A 20,638-nucleotide genomic window follows, 5' to 3' on the forward strand; every position below is an offset into this window, starting at 1 on the left:
AAGCCCCCTCAAGTGATATAATGAAAACTATGTTTTCACTATTATATCAATGTTACGAATAAGTACAAAGTGAAAAGTAGATGATTTACTTGAGAAGCGATTTAAAATATTGTATGTAGGAGACTTGATATGTTTCGAGATAATCGTACAAATGAATTAGTTATATTAAAAGAGATTGCAGAAACGTTGAATACCTCAAATGATACCTACCATGTATTGCAAGCGGTCCTAGAAAAATTACTAAGTGTAACAGGTTTAACGACAGGATGGATTTTTCTTGCGGATGAAAATGGGAAGTATACGAAGTTAATCGATTACCAATTACCAGAGGCACTTACATATGAAAATAAACGTCCGATGTGTGAAGGTGAGTGTTGGTGTTTACGAGGCTTTGTAGATGGAAAATTAAAACGAGCTGTTAATATTATTGAATGTAAAAGAATTAATAATGCAATTGAATATAATTGGGGAGATACGGAAGGAATTCTTCATCATGCTACGGTTCCTTTAAAAGCTGGAGGAGAAAAGTTTGGCGTATTAAATGTAGCAAGTCCAGGTAAAACACATTTTTCGGAAGAAGAATTAGTACTACTCCAATCCGTTGCTTTCCAAATTGGAACGGCTTTAAAGCGGGCAAAACTATATGAAAATGAAAAGCGAAGAGCGCATTATTATGTGAAATTAGAGCGTTTTATTCAAGCCTTAAGGGCGATTCATAAATTTAATGCATTGCCAGAGGGGATTGTAGAACAAATAGGGAAATTATTTTTATGGGAGCAAGTTGTATTCTTCATTAGAGAAGAAAATGAACTTGCTGTAAGGGCTTCTTATAAGATGGATGAGCTACAAGAAGATTTGAAGTTAGCGGCACAGGAAGCGCTGGAAAAAGAAGAACCTGTTTTGTTAAAGAGTCAGGTTAGTAATATAGCACATCCTAATAGTGCAGTTATTGCCATTCCAATACATATTCAAAATCATATATTTGGCGCATTAAGTGTAAGTTCTAATAATGGAGAATTTGATATAAATACGATAGATGTAGTACAGGCTTTAGCAAATCATATATCATTAATGATAGAAAACTTAAGGTTAAATGAAAAACGCCGAGAGCTTGTACGAATGGAAGAACGTAATCGTTTAGCTAGAGATTTGCATGACTCTGTATCACAAAAATTATTTTCATTAACTTTTATGACGAAGGGTGCTGAAGCTGTTTTAAAAGGCCAAAATGAAAAGGTAGATAGTTCTTTGTATGAGATGCGTGAACTAGCGCAAGGTGCTTTGAAAGAAATGAGGACCTTGATTTGGCAGCTTCGTCCGGCAGGATTAGAGAAAGGGTTATTACCAGCTCTAAAGCAATATGGCGAAAGTTTGGGATTGAAAATTCGGGAACAGGTTACTGGTGTTCGTGATTTGCCACGCGTAGTAGAGGAAGCGCTATGGCGAATTGGACAAGAATCTTTAAATAACGTAAGTAAGCATGCGAATGTACGAGAAGCGACGATTTATTTCAAGGTGACGGAGAAAAATGTATCATTAGAAATAATCGATCAAGGAAACGGCTTTGAAGAAAAGGATATAAAAGAGAAGAAATCACTTGGTATGACTACGATGCGTGAAAGAGTAGAATTAGTTGGTGGAACAATTAAAATTGTAAGTGATAAGAAAAGAACAAGTGTAAAAGTAAATGTACCATTATGATGTGAAAATGAGGGAAGTTTGTGAAAATAAAAGTATTGTTAGTTGATGATCATACAGTCGTTTTAAAAGGATTAGCGTTTTTTCTAAGTACACAGGAAGATTTTGAATTAGTTGGGGAAGCCAATAATGGAAAAGAAGCGTTAGTGAAAGTAGGAGAAACAAATCCTGATGTTGTACTAATGGATTTATATATGCCTGAGATGGATGGGATTGAGGCGACAGCTTGTATTAAAAAAGAATATCCAAACGTGAAAGTAATTGTCTTAACTAGTTTTTCTGATCAGGCTCATGTATTGCCAGCATTGAAAGCTGGAGCGAGTGGTTATATTTTAAAAGATGTAGAACCAGACCAACTTGTTGAAGCTATTCGAAGTGCGTATAAAGGTAATATTCAATTACATCCGGAGATAGCAAATGCTCTTCTCTCTCAAACATTACCGGAGGAAGAGAAAGAAGAAGAACCTTCCGTTCAAGTGGATGTGTTAACAGCGAGAGAAAATGAAGTATTGCAGCTATTAGCGAAAGGGATGAGTAATAAAGAAATTGCCTCTGTTTTAGTTATTACGGAAAAAACGGTAAAAGCTCATGTGAGTAGTATTTTGAGTAAGTTACATTTATCAGATCGCACACAAGCAGCATTATATGCAGTGAAAAATGGAATTGTATAAGACTAAAGTTGTAAGACCTAGTTCGCCTTTAGAAGGTGGACTTTTTTTATGGAAAAATACGTCTATGTGAGGACGAAATTGTCTTGATATAAAGATAAAATGTATTTGTAAGCAACAACAATTACAAGGGAGTAGCCCTTTTTCGTAAGTAATATATAACAACATAAGAGTGAGTAGTAGGAGGAAAAGAATCATGGCAACAGTTTTATTTGTAAAAGCAAACAACCGCCCAGCGGAACAAGCAGTAAGTGTGAAATTATACGAGGCATTTTTAGCAAACTATAAAGAAGCACATCCAAATGATACAGTAGTAGAACTTGATTTATATAAAGAAGAATTACCATATGTAGGCGTAGACATGATTAATGGTACATTCAAAGCAAGCAGAGGATTTGATTTAACAGAAGAAGAAGCAAAAGTAGTAGCAGTTGCTGATAAGTATTTAAATCAATTCTTAGAAGCTGATAAAGTTGTTTTCGGTTTCCCATTATGGAACTTAACGATTCCAGCCGTATTACACACGTATATTGATTATTTAAATCGTGCTGGTAAAACGTTTAAATATACACCAGAAGGTCCAGTTGGACTTATTGGAGATAAGAAAATTGCGTTATTAAATGCACGCGGCGGCGTATATTCTGAAGGACCAGCAGCTGAAATGGAAATGGCTGTTAAATACGTAGCAAGCATGATGGGCTTCTTCGGTGCAACAAAAATGGAAACAGTAGTTATCGAGGGACATAACCAATTCCCAGATAAAGCAGAAGAAATCATTACTGCAGGTCTTGAAGAAGCAGCTAAAGTAGCAAGCAAATTTTAATTGAAATTATAATCGCCACTCAAAAAACAGCATTAACTTTTATGTTAATGCTGTTTTTTATATTTTCAGCTCGTCAGCAAGTTTTTCTAATTGATTTCGATCTTGTATATAATATGTTCGGCTTTCTTTTTTTAAATAGTTTTGCTGGCAAAACTGGTTTAATACATATAAAAGATGGCGGTAACTGACGTTTAAGTATTCTGAGGCCTCAGTATGTTTTTCGGTATAGCAATTATTTTGTTCCGTTAATAAAATAAACGCAGCTAATCGGTTTTCAAACGGATAACTATAGTTTTTGGCGTAATTTTCTGTTCGGGTAATTGTTTTTTCTCCAATAAATTTGCATAGTTTCTGTAGAAAGGTAGCATCTTGCAATAAAAGATGCTGACAATCTTTAAGAGGGAGCGCTAAGCAAATACAATCTTCAATCACCTCAACCGCTTTCGTAACAGATTCTACGCCAATTAATCCTAATTCCCCAATGAATGAAGGTGCTTGAATAAAATTAATTAAAGAGACTTTCCCATTTTTATGGCTCATATATATTTTTGCTTTCCCGGAAATTAAGTAATAGAGATAAGGGAGATCGATTCCCTCCTTACATATCATCTCTTTCTTTTGAAAAGAATGTAGTTCTACAAATGGTAAGACATGAAAGGAAAAAAGAGTATGGAATTGATGAATTTGCATGTATTGATAAATTTCTTTCTCATTTTTACTGATTTTCATATTTTCACCCCTGTTTGTAGTATGAGATATCTCCTATTATTTTTACAAGGAAGAATGATACGATTTATGTAAATTTGTTTTTGTAGAAAAGGGAGTGTGAGGGGTTTATGAAAAAATATAAAACATTGCTATTTGATGTAGATGATACATTGTTAGATTTTCAGAAGGCGGAGAAAGTGGCGTTACGTATGCTCTTTGAAGAGAAAGGGATTCCTTTAACTAGCGAGGTTGAAGCGCAGTATAAAAAAGTTAATAAAAGCCTTTGGGATGCTTTTGAAGAAGGTGAAATAAACCGTGATGAAGTCGTAAATACACGATTTTCGATTTTGTTTAAAGAGTACGGGGAAGAAGTAGATGGGATATTATTCGAAAATAATTATCGTAGCTACTTAGAAGAAGGAAACCAACTCATGCAAGGTGCATTTGAATTTATAAATCAAATTCAAAGTGAGTATGATTTATATATAGTGACAAACGGTATTTCTAAGACGCAAGATAAACGTTTACGTAATGCAGGATTACATTCATTGTTTAAAGATATTTTTGTTTCTGAAGATACGGGATTCCAAAAGCCGCTGAAAGAGTATTTTGATTATGTTTTTGAAAGGATTCCTAACTTTGCTTTTGAAGAAGGGCTCATTATTGGGGATTCGTTAAGTGCCGATATTAAAGGTGGATATGTAGCGGGAATTGATACTTGTTGGTTTAATCCAGAAAAGAAACCAAATAATAGCGAGATTGTGCCAACATATGAAGTGCATAGTTTTGAAGAGTTATACGCGCTATTAAAGCAGCGTGTGTAATAAAGTGAAACTTTAATCAGTGGGGGTTTTGTCCATCCCCCACTGATTATTAGCCTTCACCAATCGGGCTTTTACGGGCAGTTATCTCCCACCTAACTCCCTCGCACTCGCCGGATTTTGAGGTGGGAGTCTTACTGCCCACAAATAGCGGGATAAAAATAGGCAGTGGAACTTTTGTCCCTACTGCCTATTTTTATTCGTTTGTAGCTTCGTTGTTTTTAGGAAGTGGAAATGCATTACCAATCGCTGCCGCTCCAAGCATTGGTAATAGTAAATTGAGCGGGAAAAACATAAGTAATAACAAGGTTATAGCTATTGGCTTTCGTAACGCATAGCTTGAGATTGCTGTTGTTACGATGGCCACAGATGCGATTGGATCTATAGGAAGAATGGAAGCCATCGCGAATCCGATACTTGATCCAGCAAATATAATTGGGAAGATATGTCCACCGCGCCAACCTGTATTTAAACAAACGGCAGTAATACATAATTTTAAAACTCCTGAAAGAAGTAATACCCAAAAAGATAAATTGCTCCATTCAACAACTAAATCTTTCAATTGATGTTCTCCAGAAAATAATGTGTATGGGAGGAAAGTCCCCGCAATTCCTAATAAAACCCCACCTATAATTCCAAGTGTTAGTTTGTATTCGCGGAAAGGATGGATAATTTTCTCTAATGTAAATTCTACTTTGAAATAAAGGAAACCAACGATAGCACCGATACAAGCAAGAGGGAGAAAGGCGATCCATTCATTGATTGAAAGAGATCCTTCCCCAAAATCAACAATAAAAGATCCACGATTATCAAGTTTACTAAGCAATAAATAAACGGAAAAACCAGCAAAAGTAGTAGTTAAATATACAATTGCTTTTTTTCTTTTAGAAAACCCATTAATTTGTTCACCCTCATTTTCATTCGGAGCTAAATAACCGAATAATGGTGCATTAAAAATTACACTTAAAGTAGCACCAATTCCAACTTCTGTTAGTTCGTTCATTCCCTTTAAAGCGAAGTTAAAGCGATCCCCTACCCATGTACAAAGTCCACCGATAATTCCAACAAGTGCGGCCTCTGGACCTAGACTAGCTCCAAATATTAAAACGATAAGCGCAGTTAAAGTAGCTTTATGTACAAAACGGTATTCAATTCTACCTGTTTTTTTATATTCACCCATTACTTCTGGCATAAGACGTGGATATGTACCGAAGTATTTTTGTGTTAAACCAACGAGGATACCGCCGATGATTGTTACACAAAGAGTGTAATAAGGGGGAGAGGAGAAAACGTTAGGTAAATATCCCCAAATAAAGTGGATTCCGATATTTAGCGTAACTAAAAATAACCAAACTGTAGCCCCTACTATAGAGCCTAAAAGAATGCCATATAGGACGAGTATATAGTGCATGTCTTTTTTATTTGTCATGTTATACCTCCGTTATGTAAGTTTTAATGTAGAAAGGATTAAATATGCTAGTGTGAAATGAATTGAATATATATAGTATCTTTTTGAGAGGTTGGCTTATTCAATATATTGAAGTCTCATGAGAATCTTGAACCTATACGCTTAAACTACTTATTTAATTCTATATATTGATCGAGGTTTTTAAAAGGTCTTTTTTAAATGAATATGGAATATATTTCTTTTGTTGTTTATATTAAAGTTCTTGCGTTTAATTTAGAACATTCAGAAAAACCGATTGACATCAGGAAATTATTGCTATAAAATCAACGGTAATTGCATAGTCTTATCAAGAAAAGGTGGAGGGACAGGCCCGACGAAACCTTGGCAACAGCCGTATAGCGGAATTGTGCCAAATCCTGCAGGTAATAATCCTGAGAGATAAGAAAGAGCCTTTAGAGCGTGTTTTCAAACTGCTCCTTTCTTGTTTTCAGGAAAGGGGCAGTTTTTTATTTTGCATAAAGTGAAACTTTAATCAGTGGGGGTTTTGTCCCTCCCTCACTGATTATTAGCCTTCACCAATCGGGCAGTTATCTCCTACCTAACTTCCTCGCATTCGCTGAATTTTGAGGCGGGAGTCTTACTGTCCGCAAGTAGCGGGATAAAAGAAAGGAGAATGAGAGATGGGAGAATCATGGGGAAAAGGAACAATTTGTGTGCAAGGTGGCTATACGCCAAAGAATGGTGAACCGCGTGTTTTGCCACTTTATCAAAGTACAACGTATAAATACGATACTTCAGATGATTTAGCGGCACTATTTAATTTAGAGGCAGAAGGCTATATCTATACGCGTATTGGAAATCCTACTTTAGCTGCATTTGAGCAAAAGTTATCAGATTTAGAAGGCGGTGTAGGGGCTGTTGCGACAGCTTCTGGGCAGGCGGCCATTATGCTAGCAGTTTTAAATATTTGTAGTAGTGGAGACCATCTTCTTTGTTCTTCAACAGTTTATGGGGGAACATTTAATTTATTTGGAGTAAGTTTACGTAAGCTTGGCATTGATGTTACGTTCTTTAATCCAAATTTAACAGCAGATGAAATTGCGGCACTTGCTAATGATAAGACAAAACTCGTTTATGCAGAATCGCTAGGAAATCCAGCAATGAACGTTTTGAATTTCAAAGAACTTTCAGCGGCAGCAAAAGAATTAGAAATACCTTTTATCGTTGATAATACATTAGCGACGCCTTATTTATGCCAGGCGTTTGAACATGGGGCAAACATTATCGTTCATTCAACGACGAAATATATCGATGGTCATGCAAGCTCTTTAGGCGGCATTGTTATTGACGGAGGAAACTTTGATTGGACAAATGGAAAATATCCTGAGCTTGTTGAACCAGATCCGAGTTATCACGGTGTAAGCTATGTTCAAAATTTTGGAGCAGCAGCCTATATTGTGAAAGCACGCGTTCAGTTATTAAGAGACTATGGAAACTGTATGAGCCCATTCAATGCATATATTAGCAATATTGGCCTGGAAACATTGCATTTACGAATGGAGCGCCATAGCGAAAATGCTCTCGCTGTTGCTAAGTGGCTTGCTAATCATGATCGTATTGAGTGGGTGAATTATCCAGGATTAGATAGTAATGAAAATTACTCATTAGCACAAAAGTATTTGAAAAAGGGTGCTAGTGGAGTTTTAACATTCGGTATTAAAGGCGGATTAGAAGCAGCAAAAGAATTTATCGCAAATGTAAAACTGGCAACGCTCGTAACGCATGTAGCTGATGCAAGAACTTGCGTCATACACCCTGCTAGTACGACGCACAGACAATTAAGTGCAGAAAATCAGCGTTTAGCTGGTGTTACATCTGATTTAATTCGTTTATCGGTTGGTATAGAAGATGTTTCTGATATTATTGCAGATTTAGAAGCAGCGCTAGTCGGAGGCAAACAACATGCCGATCATAATTGATAAAGATTTACCAGCTCGCAAAGTATTACAGAAGGAAAATATTTTTGTAATGACGAAGGAGCGAGCAGAAAAGCAAGATATACGTGCTTTGAAAATTGCTATATTAAATTTAATGCCTACAAAGCAAGAAACAGAGGCGCAATTACTGCGTCTAATTGGAAATACACCACTGCAATTAGATGTTCATTTACTTCATATGGAATCACATCTGTCTCGTAATGTAGCGCAGGAACATTTAACGAGCTTCTATAAGACATTCCGTGATATTGAGGATGAAAAATTTGATGGACTCATTATTACAGGAGCCCCAGTTGAAACTCTTTCTTTTGAAGAAGTAGATTATTGGGAAGAGCTTGGGCGTATTATGGAGTACTCAAAAACGAATGTAACATCCACGCTTCATATTTGCTGGGGGGCACAAGCGGGTTTGTATTATCACTATGGTGTGCCGAAGTATCCTCTTGCGGAAAAAATGTTTGGTGTATTTGAACATGAGGTTCGTGAGCAACATGTGAAATTGTTACAAGGGTTTGATGAAGTATTTTTTGCTCCGCATTCTCGTCATACAGAAGTACGAGAGGGCGATATTGAAAACGTAAAAGAATTAACGTTATTAGCCAATTCTGAAGAAGCAGGTGTTCATCTTGTTATTGGGCAAGAGGGAAGGCAAGTTTTTGCACTCGGACATAGTGAATATAGTTGTGATACGTTAAAGCAAGAATACGAACGGGACTGCCAAAAAGGATTAAATATTGATGTGCCAAGAAATTACTTTAAACATAATAATCCAGATGAGAAGCCGCTTGTTAGGTGGAGAAGTCATGGGAATTTATTATTCTCTAATTGGTTGAATTATTACGTGTATCAAGAAACCCCTTATGTATTATAAAAAAAGATTGTGTAACACGTGGCAACGTTTTCTTTGTAAAGATTAACTTATATTTTTCCGAATGTTCAAAAAACATTGTTTTTCAGATTTTTTACTCATATAATTTCATCTAAACACAATTTTTGAGGGGTGGACAGTATTATGAAAGAAATTCAAGTTGGTTTATTAGGCCTTGGGACAGTTGGTAGCGGTGTAGTTCGTATTATTACAGATCATCAAGAACGACTTATACACCAAGTAGGTTGTCCTGTGAAAGTAACAAAAGTACTAGTGCAGAACATTGAGAAAGAGAGAGAAGTAGAAGTACCTTCTACTCTATTAACACAAGATGTGAATGAAATTTTAGATAATCCTAATATTGATGTTGTCATCGAAGTAATGGGCGGCATTGATGATGCAAAAGCATATATTTTACAAGCTTTACAAAGTGGGAAGCACGTTGTGACTGCAAATAAAGATTTAATGGCGTTACACGGAGCGGAATTATTAGCGGTAGCAAAGGATAATAAGGCTGATCTGTTTTATGAAGCAAGTGTAGCCGGAGGAATTCCGATTTTACGAAGCATCGTAGAAGGACTTTCTTCAGATCTTATTACGAAAGTAATGGGAATTGTAAATGGAACGACAAATTTTATTTTGACGAAAATGTCAGACGAAGGGAGAGCATATAACGACGTGTTAAAAGAAGCTCAGCAGCTTGGATTTGCAGAAGCAGATCCAACATCAGACGTAGAAGGTTTAGATGCAGCAAGGAAAATGACGATTTTGGCTACTCTCGGTTTCTCTACAAATGTAGAGCTTGGAGATGTGAAGGTAAAAGGAATTACTTCTATTACAGCAGAAGATATTGAATATAGTAAGAGCTTAGGCTATACAATTAAATTAATTGGTCTTGCAAAGCGAGATGGTGAAAAATTAGAGGTTACAGTTGAACCAACGTTACTTCCAAATACACACCCTCTTGCGGCAGTGCAAAATGAATATAATGCTGTGTATGTGTATGGTGAAGCGGTAGGAGAAACGATGTTTTATGGACCGGGAGCAGGAAGCTTACCGACAGCGACAGCTGTTGTGTCAGATCTAGTTGCTGTAATGCAAAATATTAGGTTAGGTGTAAACGGAAATAGTGCGGTATCTCCTCAGTATAAAAAAGTATTAAAAGAGCCAGATGAAATTGTTGTGAAAAAGTTTTTAAGACTACATGTGAAAGATGAAATTGGTGTGTTTGCAAAAATCACGTCATTGTTCTCAGAGCGCGGTGTTAGCTTTGAAAAGATTATTCAAATGCCGCTTGAAGAGAAAGGGAAAGCAGAAATCGTAATTGTAACGCATCGTGCTTCTCTTGCAGATTACGATTACATTCTACATACATTGCAATCGTATGAAGAAATAGATTGTTTGAAAGCAAACTATCGAATTGAAGGAGATGCTAAGTAGTATCTCTTATCATAAAGTGAAACTTTAATCAGTGGGGGTTTTGTCCATCCCCCACTGATTATCAGCCCGCACCAATCGGGCATTTAGGGGCAGTTATCTCCCACCTAACTTCTTTGCATTCGCTGGATTTTGAGGTGGGAGTTTTACTGCTCACAAATAGCGGGATAAAACGAAAAAACCTATTAAGCGGCTTGCTTAATAGGTTTTTTTCTATTTAAAATTTGCGTACCAACTTGAATAAATGCTTGAATAATCCAACCTGTTGTAAAGGATAAGATAATTGTTCCAAAATAGATTGGCCCATCCAATAAGAAGCTTAATGTTAAAAATAAAAAAGCTAATGAAATTTCTGTTCTTCTAAACGTCCATTTCTTTTTCTCAGCAACAGTTAAAACGAAAGCCTCTTGGGGTGCTGCGCAAAGGTTTGTAGAGACGTAAAGGCCGATTCCGGCTCCGATGAATAGATTTCCACAAATAAGTGTTATATATTTTGGAAGAGAGCGGATAGCGTCCATAATAGTTGTAATAGAACCAACCCAATCAACAAAAAGAGAAATAAGAATCATCGTTACAATTGTGCCGATTGTAATTTGTTTTTTGTCCCAAAAGAGTACGATAAGGGTAAAAACAAAGTTAATCATGAAAATCCAAAAACCAATACTTATGCCGAAATTTTGATATAGTGCAATAAAGAAGGAATCATAAGGGCTAAGTCCAAAGGAAGTAATTGTCGTCATCATATTAATACCGATGGCGAGAATGAGTAAACCGCCAATGAAAAATATATATTCTAATTTGAATCGAAGCATAGTTGTATATCCTTTCAAAATGTATTTGCTAGGAAAGGATATATTGTGAAAAGCTTACCAGGTCAAGGGAGAATTTTTGTGAGAAGAGGAAAATGAGATGACGAATATAAGAAAGATTGCTGAACTCGCTGGGGTATCTGTTTCAACAGTTTCGCGTGTACTTAATAATCATCCGTACGTAAATGAACAGAAACGAAAAGAAATTTTGGCAATTATAGAAGAATTAAATTATACGCAAAATGTAAATGCAATTCATTTAGTGAAAGGAAAAACTAATGTAATCGGTGTTTTATTGCCGCATGTAAATGATCAATATTATAGCGCTATTATTGAGGGAATATCAAAGGAAACAGCACAGAAAAATTATAATATGATGCTTTGTCAGACAAATTATAGTGAGGAAAGAGAATTAGAAATCCTAAATATGCTAAAAATGAAAAAGCTTGATGGGGTTATTATATGTTCCCGAGCAAATAGTAAGGAGAAGCTTGAAGAATATACGAAATTTGGTCCAATTGTTATGTGTGAAGAAATAGATTCAAAATACATTTCAAGTGTACATATTGATTACTATAAAGTTTTTTCGCGCGGTATGAAAAGCTTAATAGATGCCGGCCATACACACATTGGATATTGCATCGGAAGAAGTAATAGCATTAATAGTCAAAGAAGAAAACAGGCGTATGAGGATTCGCTTCAACAGATTGCCGTAACACCGTTAGAAGCATGGAATTTTAAGGGCTGTTTTACGGTGGAAGATGGGCGTAATGTAGTCAGGGAATGGGCTCGTATGTCGGTAAAACCAACAGCGTTTCTTGTGTCTTGTAACCATATTGCAGCGGGAATGGTAACAGAAGCGAAAAAACAAGGAATTCAAATTCCAGAAGATATGACGATTATCGGATGTGATGATCAAGAGGTAGCAGATATATTAGGTATTACGACGATTTCACATCCTAGTAAAAATGTCGGGATAAAAGCGTTTGAATTATTATATGAAAAGATTAATGAAGAGAAATTAGATGTGAAGCATGTAGAGTTATTACCAGGGTTAGTAGATAGAGAAACAACTTAATGGAGAAGGTGTGAAAATCGCTTTTCAAAATTGCGTTTGGTATAATTATGGACAATCTATGAGGGCTAAAAGGGGTTTTGATATGAGATCAAAAGTAGTAAAAGTAATTCTACTCATTACAATTGCATCTTTCTGTTTATTTGCATATGGCTTTGTTTCAGGTGTAAATGATGTATTAAATCCGAAAGCTTCAAATTTAATAAAAAAGACCGATGTAGTGGCAAAAGAGAAAAAGAAAACGGGAACGTTACAAATAGTTAGTTTAGGTGATTCATTAACACGTGGTGTTGGTGATAAAGAAGGAATTGGCTATATTGGGCGTATGAAAGAGGATTTACAAAAAGATTATAAGCAAAAGGTTGCATTAACAAACTTAGCTGTTAGTGGTGCAAAAATGCCTGACTTATTAAAACAAATTGAGAGTAGTGGCGCTCAATATTCAATTAAGCAAGCAGATGTAATCGTTTTAACAATTGGAGGAAATGATTTATTTCCAGGTTGGGAATCGCTTGGAAAGATAGATTTAGAAACATACCGTCCTGATACAGCGACGTTCCAAAATGAAGCGAAGAAAATAATAGAAGAAATTCGTAAGTTAAATACAGATAGCCCTATTTTTTGGCTTGGTTTATACAATCCTTTTGAAGATGTAGAAGATTTAAAAGGTTCTTCAAACATCGTTGTAGACTGGAATGCATCTTTAGAGAAATTAGCGCTAAATGCTAAAAATGTATATATTACACCGACATTTGATTTATTCCAAAATCGCGGGAAAGATTTATTATACTCCGATCATTTTCATCCGAATGAAGTAGGGTATACATATATGGCAGACCGATTAGTTCAAAATGTTGCGAGTAAATTAAAACTAGAACAAGGAGGGGTAAAATGACGACGATACTTTCCGTACGAGACGTGAAGAAGGTAATTGGAAAGAAGACAATTGTAGAGAATATTTCCTTCGATGTAAAACAAGGGGAAGTGTTTGGCTTCCTAGGGCCGAATGGTGCTGGAAAAACGACTACAATTCGAATGTTAGTTGGGTTGATTAAAGAAACAGAAGGTACGATTTCTATCGGTGGTTATTCTATTAAGGAAAATTTCAGAGAAGCGATGCGTCAAATAGGGAGTATCGTTGAAAACCCAGAACTGTATACATATTTAACTGGATGGGAAAATTTAAAACAATTTGCCCGTATGCTAGGTGGTATATCAGATGAACGTATTCTTGAAATTGCTCAAATGGTTCATTTGGATGAAAGAATTCACGACAAGGTAAAAACATACTCACTCGGTATGAAACAGCGCCTTGGAATTGCCCAGGCGCTTCTTGGAAATCCCAAGTTGCTCATATTAGATGAGCCAACAAATGGTTTAGACCCAGCTGGAATTAGAGAACTTAGGGAATTTATACATAAGCTTGTGAAAGAAGAAAATATGAGTGTATTTATTTCAAGTCATTTGCTAAGTGAAGTACAAATGATATGCAATCGTGTTGCTATTATTCATAAAGGAAAAATGATAACAGTTGCACCTATTGAAGAGTTAATTAAAACAGCAAGTGATCGTGTAGAATGGATTGTTACACCGATCTCTAAGGCGAAAAATATGCTTGAAGATGCTGAGGAAGTAAGGGAAGTGAGTATAGAAGGTGACCGATTACTATGCCGCATGGATATTGCATCTATAAGTAGTTGGAATAAACTCTTTGTAGAAAATGGGATAGATGTGCATAGCGTTAAGGAACTGGTATTTACGCTAGAAGATTTATTTATTGAACTCACAAGGGGTGAGCAGCATGCGTGAATTTGCGAATCTAGTTTTAAATGAATCGGAGAAAATTTATCGTAAGAAACGTATTTTTGTTGTCATGCTTATTTTAGCAATCTTGATCCCACTTTTTGTGTATGCTCAGTATCGTGAAATAGAAACGACGCAAAAAAGACTCGGTACAACGGACTGGAAAGTTTCATTACAACAACAAATTGTTGATTCACAGAACCGTTTGAATAACTCTAGGTTGCCAGACGAATGGCGTGATTGGTTAAAGGTAAGAGTGGAGCAACAACAATATTATTTAGATCATGATATTAACCCGATGGCACCGGGCGCACCGACTTTTGTAAGAGCATTTATTGAGCAAGGAATTACATTGTTTATTCCGCTTCTTGTAATGATTGTTGCTATTGATATTGTTTCAGGAGAACGAAGTGATGGGACGATGAAGATGTTACTTACGCGGCCGATCCGGCGCTGGAAAATACTTCTTAGTAAGTACGTGACGATGTTATTTTTCATTTCACTCATACTGCTTCTTGTAGGTTTGTTTGCTTATGTATTATCCGGGCTTGTATTTGGATACTCTGGATGGAACTTACCTGTTTTAACAGGGTTCGTCATTGATAAGGAGACATTAAATACGAATTTTGTACATCTTATTCCGCAGTGGCAATACATCTTAATGGCGTATGGATTAGCTTGGTTTGTTGCTATCGTTGTCGGAACTATATCATTTATGGTCTCTGTTTTAATTCGTAATACACCAGCTGGTATGGGCGTTATGCTAGCCGCATTAATTGCAGGAGGCATTTTAAGCTCATTCGCAACATCTTGGGAAGGTGCGAAATATATTTTTAGTGTGAACTTAACGTTAACGGATTATTTATCAGGAAAATTACCTGCATTACAAGGGCTATCGATGGGATTTTCTTTAATGAATTTAACGATTTGGGCAGTTGTTTCCCTTATTATTTCGTTTGTAGTATTTACAAAGCAGGATATGGTGAATTAATTGGACAGGAAGTGAAAGCATGGAAACAGTTTTAAATAATGATTGGGGGCCATTAGTGGCACCCGAATTTGAGAAAGAATATTATTATACGCTAGCTAATTTTTTGAAAGAAGAGTACAGTACACATGTTGTTTATCCAAAGGTAGAAGATATTTTTAACGCTCTTCAGTATACAAGTTATGAAAATACAAAGGTTGTCATTTTAGGACAGGATCCATATCATGGACCGAATCAAGCGCATGGTTTAAGCTTTTCTGTACAACCTGGTATTAAAACACCACCGTCATTGTTAAATATGTATAAAGAACTTCGAGAGGAATATGGTTATGAAATTCCGAATAACGGTTATTTAGTAAAGTGGGCGGAGCAAGGAGTTTTATTATTAAATACTGTATTAACAGTTCGACAAGGTGAAGCAAACTCTCATAAAGGAAAAGGATGGGAGCATTTCACAGATCGCGTAATTGAGCTATTAAATGAACGTGAAAAGCCAGTTATTTTCATATTGTGGGGCCGCCATGCTCAGGCGAAGAAAAAGTTAATTACGAATACGAATCATCATATTATTGAATCCGTGCATCCAAGTCCATTATCAGCAAGACGTGGTTTCTTTGGCAGTAAACCGTATTCTAAAGTAAATACGATTTTAGATAATATGGGTGAAAGAGAAATTGATTGGGAAATTCTAAATATATAAACGTAAAAAAGGTAGTTAACAATTGTTAACTACCTTTTTACTATTACTGTTCATTTTTTAGTTTTGCATCTAGTACAAAAGTACCAAATGGGATAACTGATGCAGCAAGTGCGCCAAGTGCCCATAAAATTGATTTACGGTGTACGATTGTTACTTGAATTACCGCAAAGATAAATAGTATAAATAGAACTCCGTGAGCCATACCTGTAATTTTAACGGCTGTTGCAAACCCCGCGAAATATTTTAATGGCATTGCTACAAATAATAGTAATAGGAAAGAAATCCCCTCAACTAAGCCGATTGCTCTTAATCGTCCGATTGGTGTAGATAACATGAAGTATCCTCCTTTAACGTATGCTTGTATATAGTAAATTTGTATTCTTTTTCAAAATAAAATAGTCTATTTTGTTCCATTATATACAAAAAGAAAGTTTACACTACGAGAATAGTGCAAAGTTCAAAATATAGTCACAAAAGCATTGTAATTTAAATAAAAACCTATTTGAAGTATTTGACTTCAAATAGGTTTTATGAATGAAAATATTAAACAAGTACTTCCGTTTTTAAAACGAATTTCTCTACAACTTTTGCAACACCATCGTTCATATTTGTATCTGTCACGTAGTTCGCAATTTCTTTAATATCATCTGGTGCATTGCCCATTGCAACGCCAAGACCAGCAAATTCAATCATAGCTTGGTCGTTATAGCTATCACCCATTGCGATAACCTCTTCACGCTTAATACCAAGTTTTTGGATTAGTTGGTTTAGGCTTGTTCCTTTTGTAACACCATATTCAGTAAATTCTAAGAAGAATGGTTTTGAACGCATTACGCTTAATTGGCCTTCTAGTTGTTTTTGTAGTTTCTTTTCTACTTCAACAAGGCGTTCAGCTTCTTTGTTCATTAATACTTTTACTACAGGATCTGTTACAGCGGCTTTAAAATCATCTACTACAACAATTGGCATACCAGTAATGTCACCCTCAATTTCGGTATACGGGTTATTTTCTTCTGTCACGATATCATCGCCAATATAAGTATGAATCCAAACGTCTTCAGTTTTACTAATTTCAAATAGGTTGTGAACGATCTCAGGAGATAGCGTACTACTAAAGATTTCTTCATTTGTTTTACAGTTAATAATTTTTGCACCGTTAAAGGATAGAATGAAGCTACCGTATTCTTCTAAACGAAGTTCTTTTGCAACATTGCGCATACCAAACGTTGGACGCCCAGAAGCCAGTACAACTTTAACTCCTTGCTCTTGTGCTGTCATTAAAGCCTCTTTCGTACGAGGTGAAATGGTATGGTCATCGCGTAATAAAGTATCATCTAAATCTAAAACAATCATTTTATAAGTCATATAGAAAATTCCTTTCTTTGTTGGAATAGAAATAAATTTTTATGAAGATATTGGAGAATATATAGTAAGACATCGAACCTCTTTGCATGAAGATAAGAAAGGTTCTGCATTGTTAGTATAAAATATCATGAGCGTGTTGCCCATGATATTTTATACCGCTATTTGTGGGCAGTAAGACTCCCACCTCAAAATTTGGCTGGAGCAAAGAAGTTAGGTGGGAGATTAACTGCCCGTAAACGCCCGATTGGTGTGGGCTAATAATCAGTGGGGATGAACAAAAACCCCACTGATTAAAGTTTCACTTTATCATTATCGTAACAACTCTAAAGGTAGAGTGCAATAATGGAAGTTTTCCAATTTACGATAGTTGCTTTTCGTTCGAACGAGAAAATAGTATTTCCAGCAAAATAGCCATAACAGACCCAAGAACGAGACCGTTACTTAAAAACGATGCTAAAAATGGTGGTAGCGTAGAAAATGCTCCTGCCGGAATGAACATAACTCCCACTCCTGTAAATATTGAAAGACCTGCTACTTTAAATAATTGTTCTTTATTTTGTACAGTGTTATATTCGCGAAAAGCGAGACCAATCATGCTTGCAAATACAGGGTAAATCGCAGCATACCCAACTGCAACGGGGATTGCTGCAAAGAATGAAGTAATCTTTGGGAATATACTAACAAGAATGATAAAACTTGATCCTAACATAAATGGAAGGCGTTTATAAATATTTGTCGTTGCGATAAATCCTGCTGATCCAGAAATGGCAACAGGACCAATGGCTGAAAATAGACCACCTAGTAATTGATTTATTCCTGTTATAATGCCAGCTTGTTTGAAGCGATTTGGAGCGGGATCTTTTTCATATTTAGAAACAACCTTTTGTACAACGCGAATGCTTGCTAACATATTTGTTAGAAGTAGTAGTGTGACGAAAACTACTGTAATTGCCATGTTCCATTCAATGCGAGGCATTCCGAAAACAAATAGAGATGGAAGACGAATTATATCTGTCACAGGTGTTACTGGATTAGATAATCCGAAGCATGCGAATAATATCCAGCCGAAGACGATACTGAAAAGAACGGAATATTGTCCAATAATAGGTAGCTTCATAATGAAAAAAGATAGTAAAATAACAATGAGTGAAAGAATAAATACGTTAGCCTGTACTTCTGTGTGTTGTCCATCAAGACCAAACATGCCTTTTAAGAAGGAGCCACTAAGTTGTGCGACGAGAAGGAATAAATATGTTCCAATTACTGTCGGTGTAAAGTAACGAACTAGTTTATCGATAAGTCCAAAAACACTAAGAATAATACAAATGATTCCGCTTAATAGGAAAGCGTACTGGAGGACCTTAAGCGTTTCATTGCTTGATCCAAATAATACGACGCCTAAACTTGCATAAAGGGAGAAGATTCCCCACCAAAGGCCTGCAGGACCTTCTTGAATAGGAAGTTTATGCCCAAATATAGCTTGCAAGAGACCAGCAAATCCGAGAACAAATAATGTTCTTTGTACAAACGCGATGGCTTCAGCGCCATCAAGACCGTAACTAGTTGCGACACTAATTGGTACAATAAGACTTCCAGCTAAAATAAATAGTGCCCATTGCAAGGCAGAAAGAAATATCTTCATTATATCGACCTCTTTCATAGATTCCGTTTCTAGTATATACGTATTTCATTTCCTCTGGCAAAGATTGTAGATAGAGAAAAGAGTTGAAACATAATATGAATGCACGTAAGCAATTATGGATAGCAGTTGTATGTATGACCTTTGTTGTAATTCTAGGAACGCTAGGATTTATGATAATTGAAGAGATTAGTTTATTTCAAGCATTTTGGATGACGATGATTACTGTATTAACTGTTGGATATGGAGATGCGGTTCCTGTAACGCAGGCGGGAAAAGTTTTTGCTCTTCTTATTATACCTATTGGCGTCGGTATCGTTACGTATGCAATTGGGGTAGTAGCAGCTATGCTTATTGAAGGGAATTTATTTCATGCAGTGCGGAGGAAGAAGATGGATAAACAAATAGCACAGTTAGAAAATCATATTATAGTGTGTGGATGCGGTAGAGTAGGGCTTCAAGTTGTACATGAATTGCAGGAAAAGAAAATGCCATTTGTAGTTGTGGATAAAGATGAAAGTATATTGGAGCAGGAAAAACTTTTATATGTACACGGGGATGCAACGGAAGATCAAGTATTACATAACGCTGGAATTTCGAAGGCAGCGGGTCTAGTTGCTATCGTAGCAAACGATGCTGAAAATGTATTTATTACATTAACAGCAAGGGGATTGAACGATGCAATTAAAATTGTAGCAAGAGCTGAAAAGCCAGAAACAGAAGAGAAATTACGACGCGCTGGTGCAAATAAGGTCATTAATCCATCTAGTATGGCAGGAATTCATATTGCAAAAGGTATTGCGAATCCGCTAACAGTTCATTATATTGATACAGTACTGTATGGAATAGAACAATCATTTGTAATTGAAGAAATTTCAGTCGGAAACGATTCTATCTTAGTCAATAAATCGTTACTAGAAAGTGATGTGAGAAATCAATTTGATGTAACAATTTTGGCTATTTTAAGGGATGGAAATATTATTCATAATCCAACGGGGCAGGAAAAACTGCAAGAACGTGATATGATAATAGTATTTGGTTCAGTAGAGAAACTGGGACAATTTGAGAAAGAATTACAAAGTACGAGGTGATAAGGAATGCAAATATCTAGCGACAAGATTTTAAATAAAATGGCGAATGAAATTGCAAAGGCAAAAAGTAGTGAAGGGCAAAAGTCTAAAGAACATTTATTAGTTGTGCGAGCATTATGTGATTTATTATTAGATGAACAAGTTGAATCCCATACTTATAGAGAACCACAAGTTCAATCACAAATAATCGGATCTCAGCCTATGACAACAGTTCAGCCGGTGATGCCGATTTCTGGAGAGCCAGTATATATAAAAGAAGATGATGCAAACGGTAACTCTTTATTGGACTTTTAAAAGCACAATCGTTTGGCTTATATGAAAAAATTGCTTATGATAAAAGTAAAAAAGGGGAATTAAGATGAAAATTTTCTTTTTACTAGGTTGCATTGCAGCGGGATTATCCGTTGCATTAGGGGCTTTTGGAGCACATGGTTTAGAAAATAAAATTTCTGCAAAAATGTTAGAAGTGTGGAAGACGGGCGTTACATATCAAATGTTTCATGCAGGGGGCTTATTTGTAGTTGCTTTATTAATGGACAAAATGCAATCATCACTTTTAAGCGCTGCGGGTTGGTTTATGGTAGCTGGGATTATTATGTTCTCAGGCAGTCTTTATGCATTAAGTACAACAGGTATTAAATTCTTTGGCCCAATTACACCTCTCGGTGGTGTAGCGTTTATTGTGGCGTGGATTTTAGTCGGAACTGCAGTTGTAAAAGGGTTATAAAAAACAAAAGCTG

The 20,638-nt window shown here is 36.0% G+C and carries 21 protein-coding genes and 1 riboswitch; of the genes, 15 read left to right on the forward strand and 6 right to left on the reverse strand.

What is annotated here, in order from left to right; genetic code table 11:
- The first annotated feature begins 129 nt into the window (after nucleotides 1-129).
- The 3 genes from ACP6L7_RS28880 to ACP6L7_RS28890 all read left to right on the forward strand — a co-directional run bounded on the left by ACP6L7_RS28880 (nucleotide 130) and on the right by ACP6L7_RS28890 (nucleotide 3,189).
- Nucleotides 130-1,701 (forward strand): GAF domain-containing sensor histidine kinase, encoded by a 1,572-nt coding sequence (locus tag ACP6L7_RS28880; protein WP_097831406.1) that lies wholly within the window; start codon nucleotides 130-132, stop codon nucleotides 1,699-1,701.
- 20 nt (nucleotides 1,702-1,721) lie between these two features.
- Nucleotides 1,722-2,369, forward strand: a complete 648-nt coding sequence (locus ACP6L7_RS28885; protein WP_097831407.1) for a response regulator — start codon at nucleotides 1,722-1,724, stop codon at nucleotides 2,367-2,369.
- A 193-nt stretch (nucleotides 2,370-2,562) separates the two neighbouring features.
- Nucleotides 2,563-3,189: an FMN-dependent NADH-azoreductase gene (locus tag ACP6L7_RS28890; RefSeq protein ID WP_097831408.1), complete on the forward strand. Its 627-nt coding sequence runs from the start codon at nucleotides 2,563-2,565 to the stop codon at nucleotides 3,187-3,189.
- A 57-nt stretch (nucleotides 3,190-3,246) separates the two neighbouring features.
- Here the strand turns inward: ACP6L7_RS28890 and ACP6L7_RS28895 are convergent, their stop codons facing one another.
- A complete protein-coding gene (locus tag ACP6L7_RS28895) occupies nucleotides 3,247-3,918 on the reverse strand; it encodes a transcriptional regulator YeiL (protein WP_097831409.1) in 672 nt (223 codons plus the stop codon).
- Between the two features lie 107 nt (nucleotides 3,919-4,025).
- Here ACP6L7_RS28895 and ACP6L7_RS28900 point away from each other — a divergent pair, with 107 nt between their 5' ends.
- Complete coding sequence (locus ACP6L7_RS28900; protein ID WP_097831410.1) at nucleotides 4,026-4,721, forward strand: YjjG family noncanonical pyrimidine nucleotidase; 696 nt, start codon at nucleotides 4,026-4,028, stop codon at nucleotides 4,719-4,721.
- A gap of 193 nt (nucleotides 4,722-4,914) precedes the next feature.
- Here ACP6L7_RS28900 and ACP6L7_RS28905 read toward each other — a convergent pair whose 3' ends face one another.
- The gene (locus ACP6L7_RS28905) at nucleotides 4,915-6,147 is read right to left on the reverse strand and encodes a chloride channel protein (RefSeq protein WP_097831411.1); all 1,233 of its coding nucleotides are present in this window, start codon (nucleotides 6,145-6,147) and stop codon (nucleotides 4,915-4,917) included.
- 319 nt (nucleotides 6,148-6,466) lie between these two features.
- Nucleotides 6,467-6,571, forward strand: a riboswitch (SAM riboswitch).
- A gap of 235 nt (nucleotides 6,572-6,806) precedes the next feature.
- On the opposite strand from ACP6L7_RS28905, the gene ACP6L7_RS28910 reads away from it, so the two are divergent.
- The 3 genes from ACP6L7_RS28910 to ACP6L7_RS28920 all read left to right on the forward strand — a co-directional run bounded on the left by ACP6L7_RS28910 (nucleotide 6,807) and on the right by ACP6L7_RS28920 (nucleotide 10,431).
- Nucleotides 6,807-8,105 carry a bifunctional O-acetylhomoserine aminocarboxypropyltransferase/cysteine synthase gene (locus ACP6L7_RS28910; protein ID WP_097831412.1) on the forward strand — a complete coding sequence of 433 codons (1,299 nt, stop codon included), beginning with the start codon at nucleotides 6,807-6,809 and terminating at the stop codon, nucleotides 8,103-8,105.
- Nucleotides 8,089-8,994, forward strand: a complete 906-nt coding sequence (gene metA, locus ACP6L7_RS28915) for a homoserine O-acetyltransferase MetA (protein WP_097831413.1) — start codon at nucleotides 8,089-8,091, stop codon at nucleotides 8,992-8,994. Before ACP6L7_RS28910 ends, metA begins: the two co-directional genes overlap by 17 nt.
- 141 nt (nucleotides 8,995-9,135) lie before the next feature.
- On the forward strand, nucleotides 9,136-10,431 hold the full coding sequence (locus ACP6L7_RS28920; protein WP_097831414.1) for a homoserine dehydrogenase: 1,296 nt from the start codon (nucleotides 9,136-9,138) through the stop codon (nucleotides 10,429-10,431).
- 182 nt (nucleotides 10,432-10,613) lie between these two features.
- Here the strand turns inward: ACP6L7_RS28920 and ACP6L7_RS28925 are convergent, their stop codons facing one another.
- The gene (locus ACP6L7_RS28925; protein WP_097831415.1) at nucleotides 10,614-11,240 is read right to left on the reverse strand and encodes a YczE/YyaS/YitT family protein; all 627 of its coding nucleotides are present in this window, start codon (nucleotides 11,238-11,240) and stop codon (nucleotides 10,614-10,616) included.
- 97 nt (nucleotides 11,241-11,337) lie between these two features.
- Here ACP6L7_RS28925 and ACP6L7_RS28930 point away from each other — a divergent pair, with 97 nt between their 5' ends.
- Genes ACP6L7_RS28930 through ACP6L7_RS28950 form a run of 5 tightly spaced genes read left to right on the forward strand, consistent with a single transcriptional unit; the run spans nucleotide 11,338 to nucleotide 15,803 of the window.
- Nucleotides 11,338-12,315 carry a LacI family DNA-binding transcriptional regulator gene (locus tag ACP6L7_RS28930; protein ID WP_097831416.1) on the forward strand — a complete coding sequence of 326 codons (978 nt, stop codon included), beginning with the start codon at nucleotides 11,338-11,340 and terminating at the stop codon, nucleotides 12,313-12,315.
- A 10-nt stretch (nucleotides 12,316-12,325) separates the two neighbouring features.
- The gene (locus ACP6L7_RS28935; protein WP_141533519.1) at nucleotides 12,326-13,207 is read left to right on the forward strand and encodes an SGNH/GDSL hydrolase family protein; all 882 of its coding nucleotides are present in this window, start codon (nucleotides 12,326-12,328) and stop codon (nucleotides 13,205-13,207) included.
- Nucleotides 13,204-14,121, forward strand: a complete 918-nt coding sequence (locus ACP6L7_RS28940; RefSeq protein ID WP_097831418.1) for an ABC transporter ATP-binding protein — start codon at nucleotides 13,204-13,206, stop codon at nucleotides 14,119-14,121. The genes ACP6L7_RS28935 and ACP6L7_RS28940 overlap by 4 nt, the downstream gene beginning before the upstream one ends.
- A complete protein-coding gene (locus ACP6L7_RS28945; RefSeq protein ID WP_097831419.1) occupies nucleotides 14,114-15,106 on the forward strand; it encodes a DUF2705 family protein in 993 nt (330 codons plus the stop codon). Before ACP6L7_RS28940 ends, ACP6L7_RS28945 begins: the two co-directional genes overlap by 8 nt.
- 19 nt (nucleotides 15,107-15,125) lie before the next feature.
- Nucleotides 15,126-15,803: a uracil-DNA glycosylase gene (locus tag ACP6L7_RS28950; protein ID WP_097831420.1), complete on the forward strand. Its 678-nt coding sequence runs from the start codon at nucleotides 15,126-15,128 to the stop codon at nucleotides 15,801-15,803.
- A gap of 43 nt (nucleotides 15,804-15,846) precedes the next feature.
- On the opposite strand, the gene ACP6L7_RS28955 is transcribed toward ACP6L7_RS28950, so the two are convergent.
- From ACP6L7_RS28955 to ACP6L7_RS28965, 3 genes are all read right to left on the reverse strand, one after another.
- Entirely contained in the window at nucleotides 15,847-16,137 is a 291-nt protein-coding gene (locus ACP6L7_RS28955) for a DUF3817 domain-containing protein (RefSeq protein ID WP_071770537.1), read from the reverse strand.
- Nucleotides 16,138-16,346: 209 nt separating this feature from the next.
- Entirely contained in the window at nucleotides 16,347-17,168 is an 822-nt protein-coding gene (locus tag ACP6L7_RS28960; RefSeq protein ID WP_097831421.1) for a Cof-type HAD-IIB family hydrolase, read from the reverse strand.
- 358 nt (nucleotides 17,169-17,526) lie between these two features.
- Nucleotides 17,527-18,810, reverse strand: coding sequence for a purine/pyrimidine permease (locus ACP6L7_RS28965; RefSeq protein ID WP_141533520.1), 1,284 nt, complete (start codon nucleotides 18,808-18,810; stop codon nucleotides 17,527-17,529).
- A 95-nt stretch (nucleotides 18,811-18,905) separates the two neighbouring features.
- Between ACP6L7_RS28965 and ACP6L7_RS28970 the strand changes: the two genes are divergently transcribed.
- The 3 genes from ACP6L7_RS28970 to ACP6L7_RS28980 all read left to right on the forward strand — a co-directional run bounded on the left by ACP6L7_RS28970 (nucleotide 18,906) and on the right by ACP6L7_RS28980 (nucleotide 20,625).
- On the forward strand, nucleotides 18,906-19,898 hold the full coding sequence (locus tag ACP6L7_RS28970; protein ID WP_141533521.1) for a potassium channel family protein: 993 nt from the start codon (nucleotides 18,906-18,908) through the stop codon (nucleotides 19,896-19,898).
- Between the two features lie 6 nt (nucleotides 19,899-19,904).
- Nucleotides 19,905-20,192, forward strand: coding sequence for a YwdI family protein (locus tag ACP6L7_RS28975; RefSeq protein ID WP_097831424.1), 288 nt, complete (start codon nucleotides 19,905-19,907; stop codon nucleotides 20,190-20,192).
- A gap of 64 nt (nucleotides 20,193-20,256) precedes the next feature.
- On the forward strand, nucleotides 20,257-20,625 hold the full coding sequence (locus ACP6L7_RS28980; RefSeq protein ID WP_097831425.1) for a DUF423 domain-containing protein: 369 nt from the start codon (nucleotides 20,257-20,259) through the stop codon (nucleotides 20,623-20,625).
- The last annotated feature ends 13 nt before the right edge of the window (nucleotides 20,626-20,638 follow it).

The organism is Bacillus silvicola, from assembly GCF_050524305.1.
Taxonomy (GTDB): Bacteria; Bacillota; Bacilli; order Bacillales; family Bacillaceae_G; genus Bacillus_A; species Bacillus_A cereus_AT.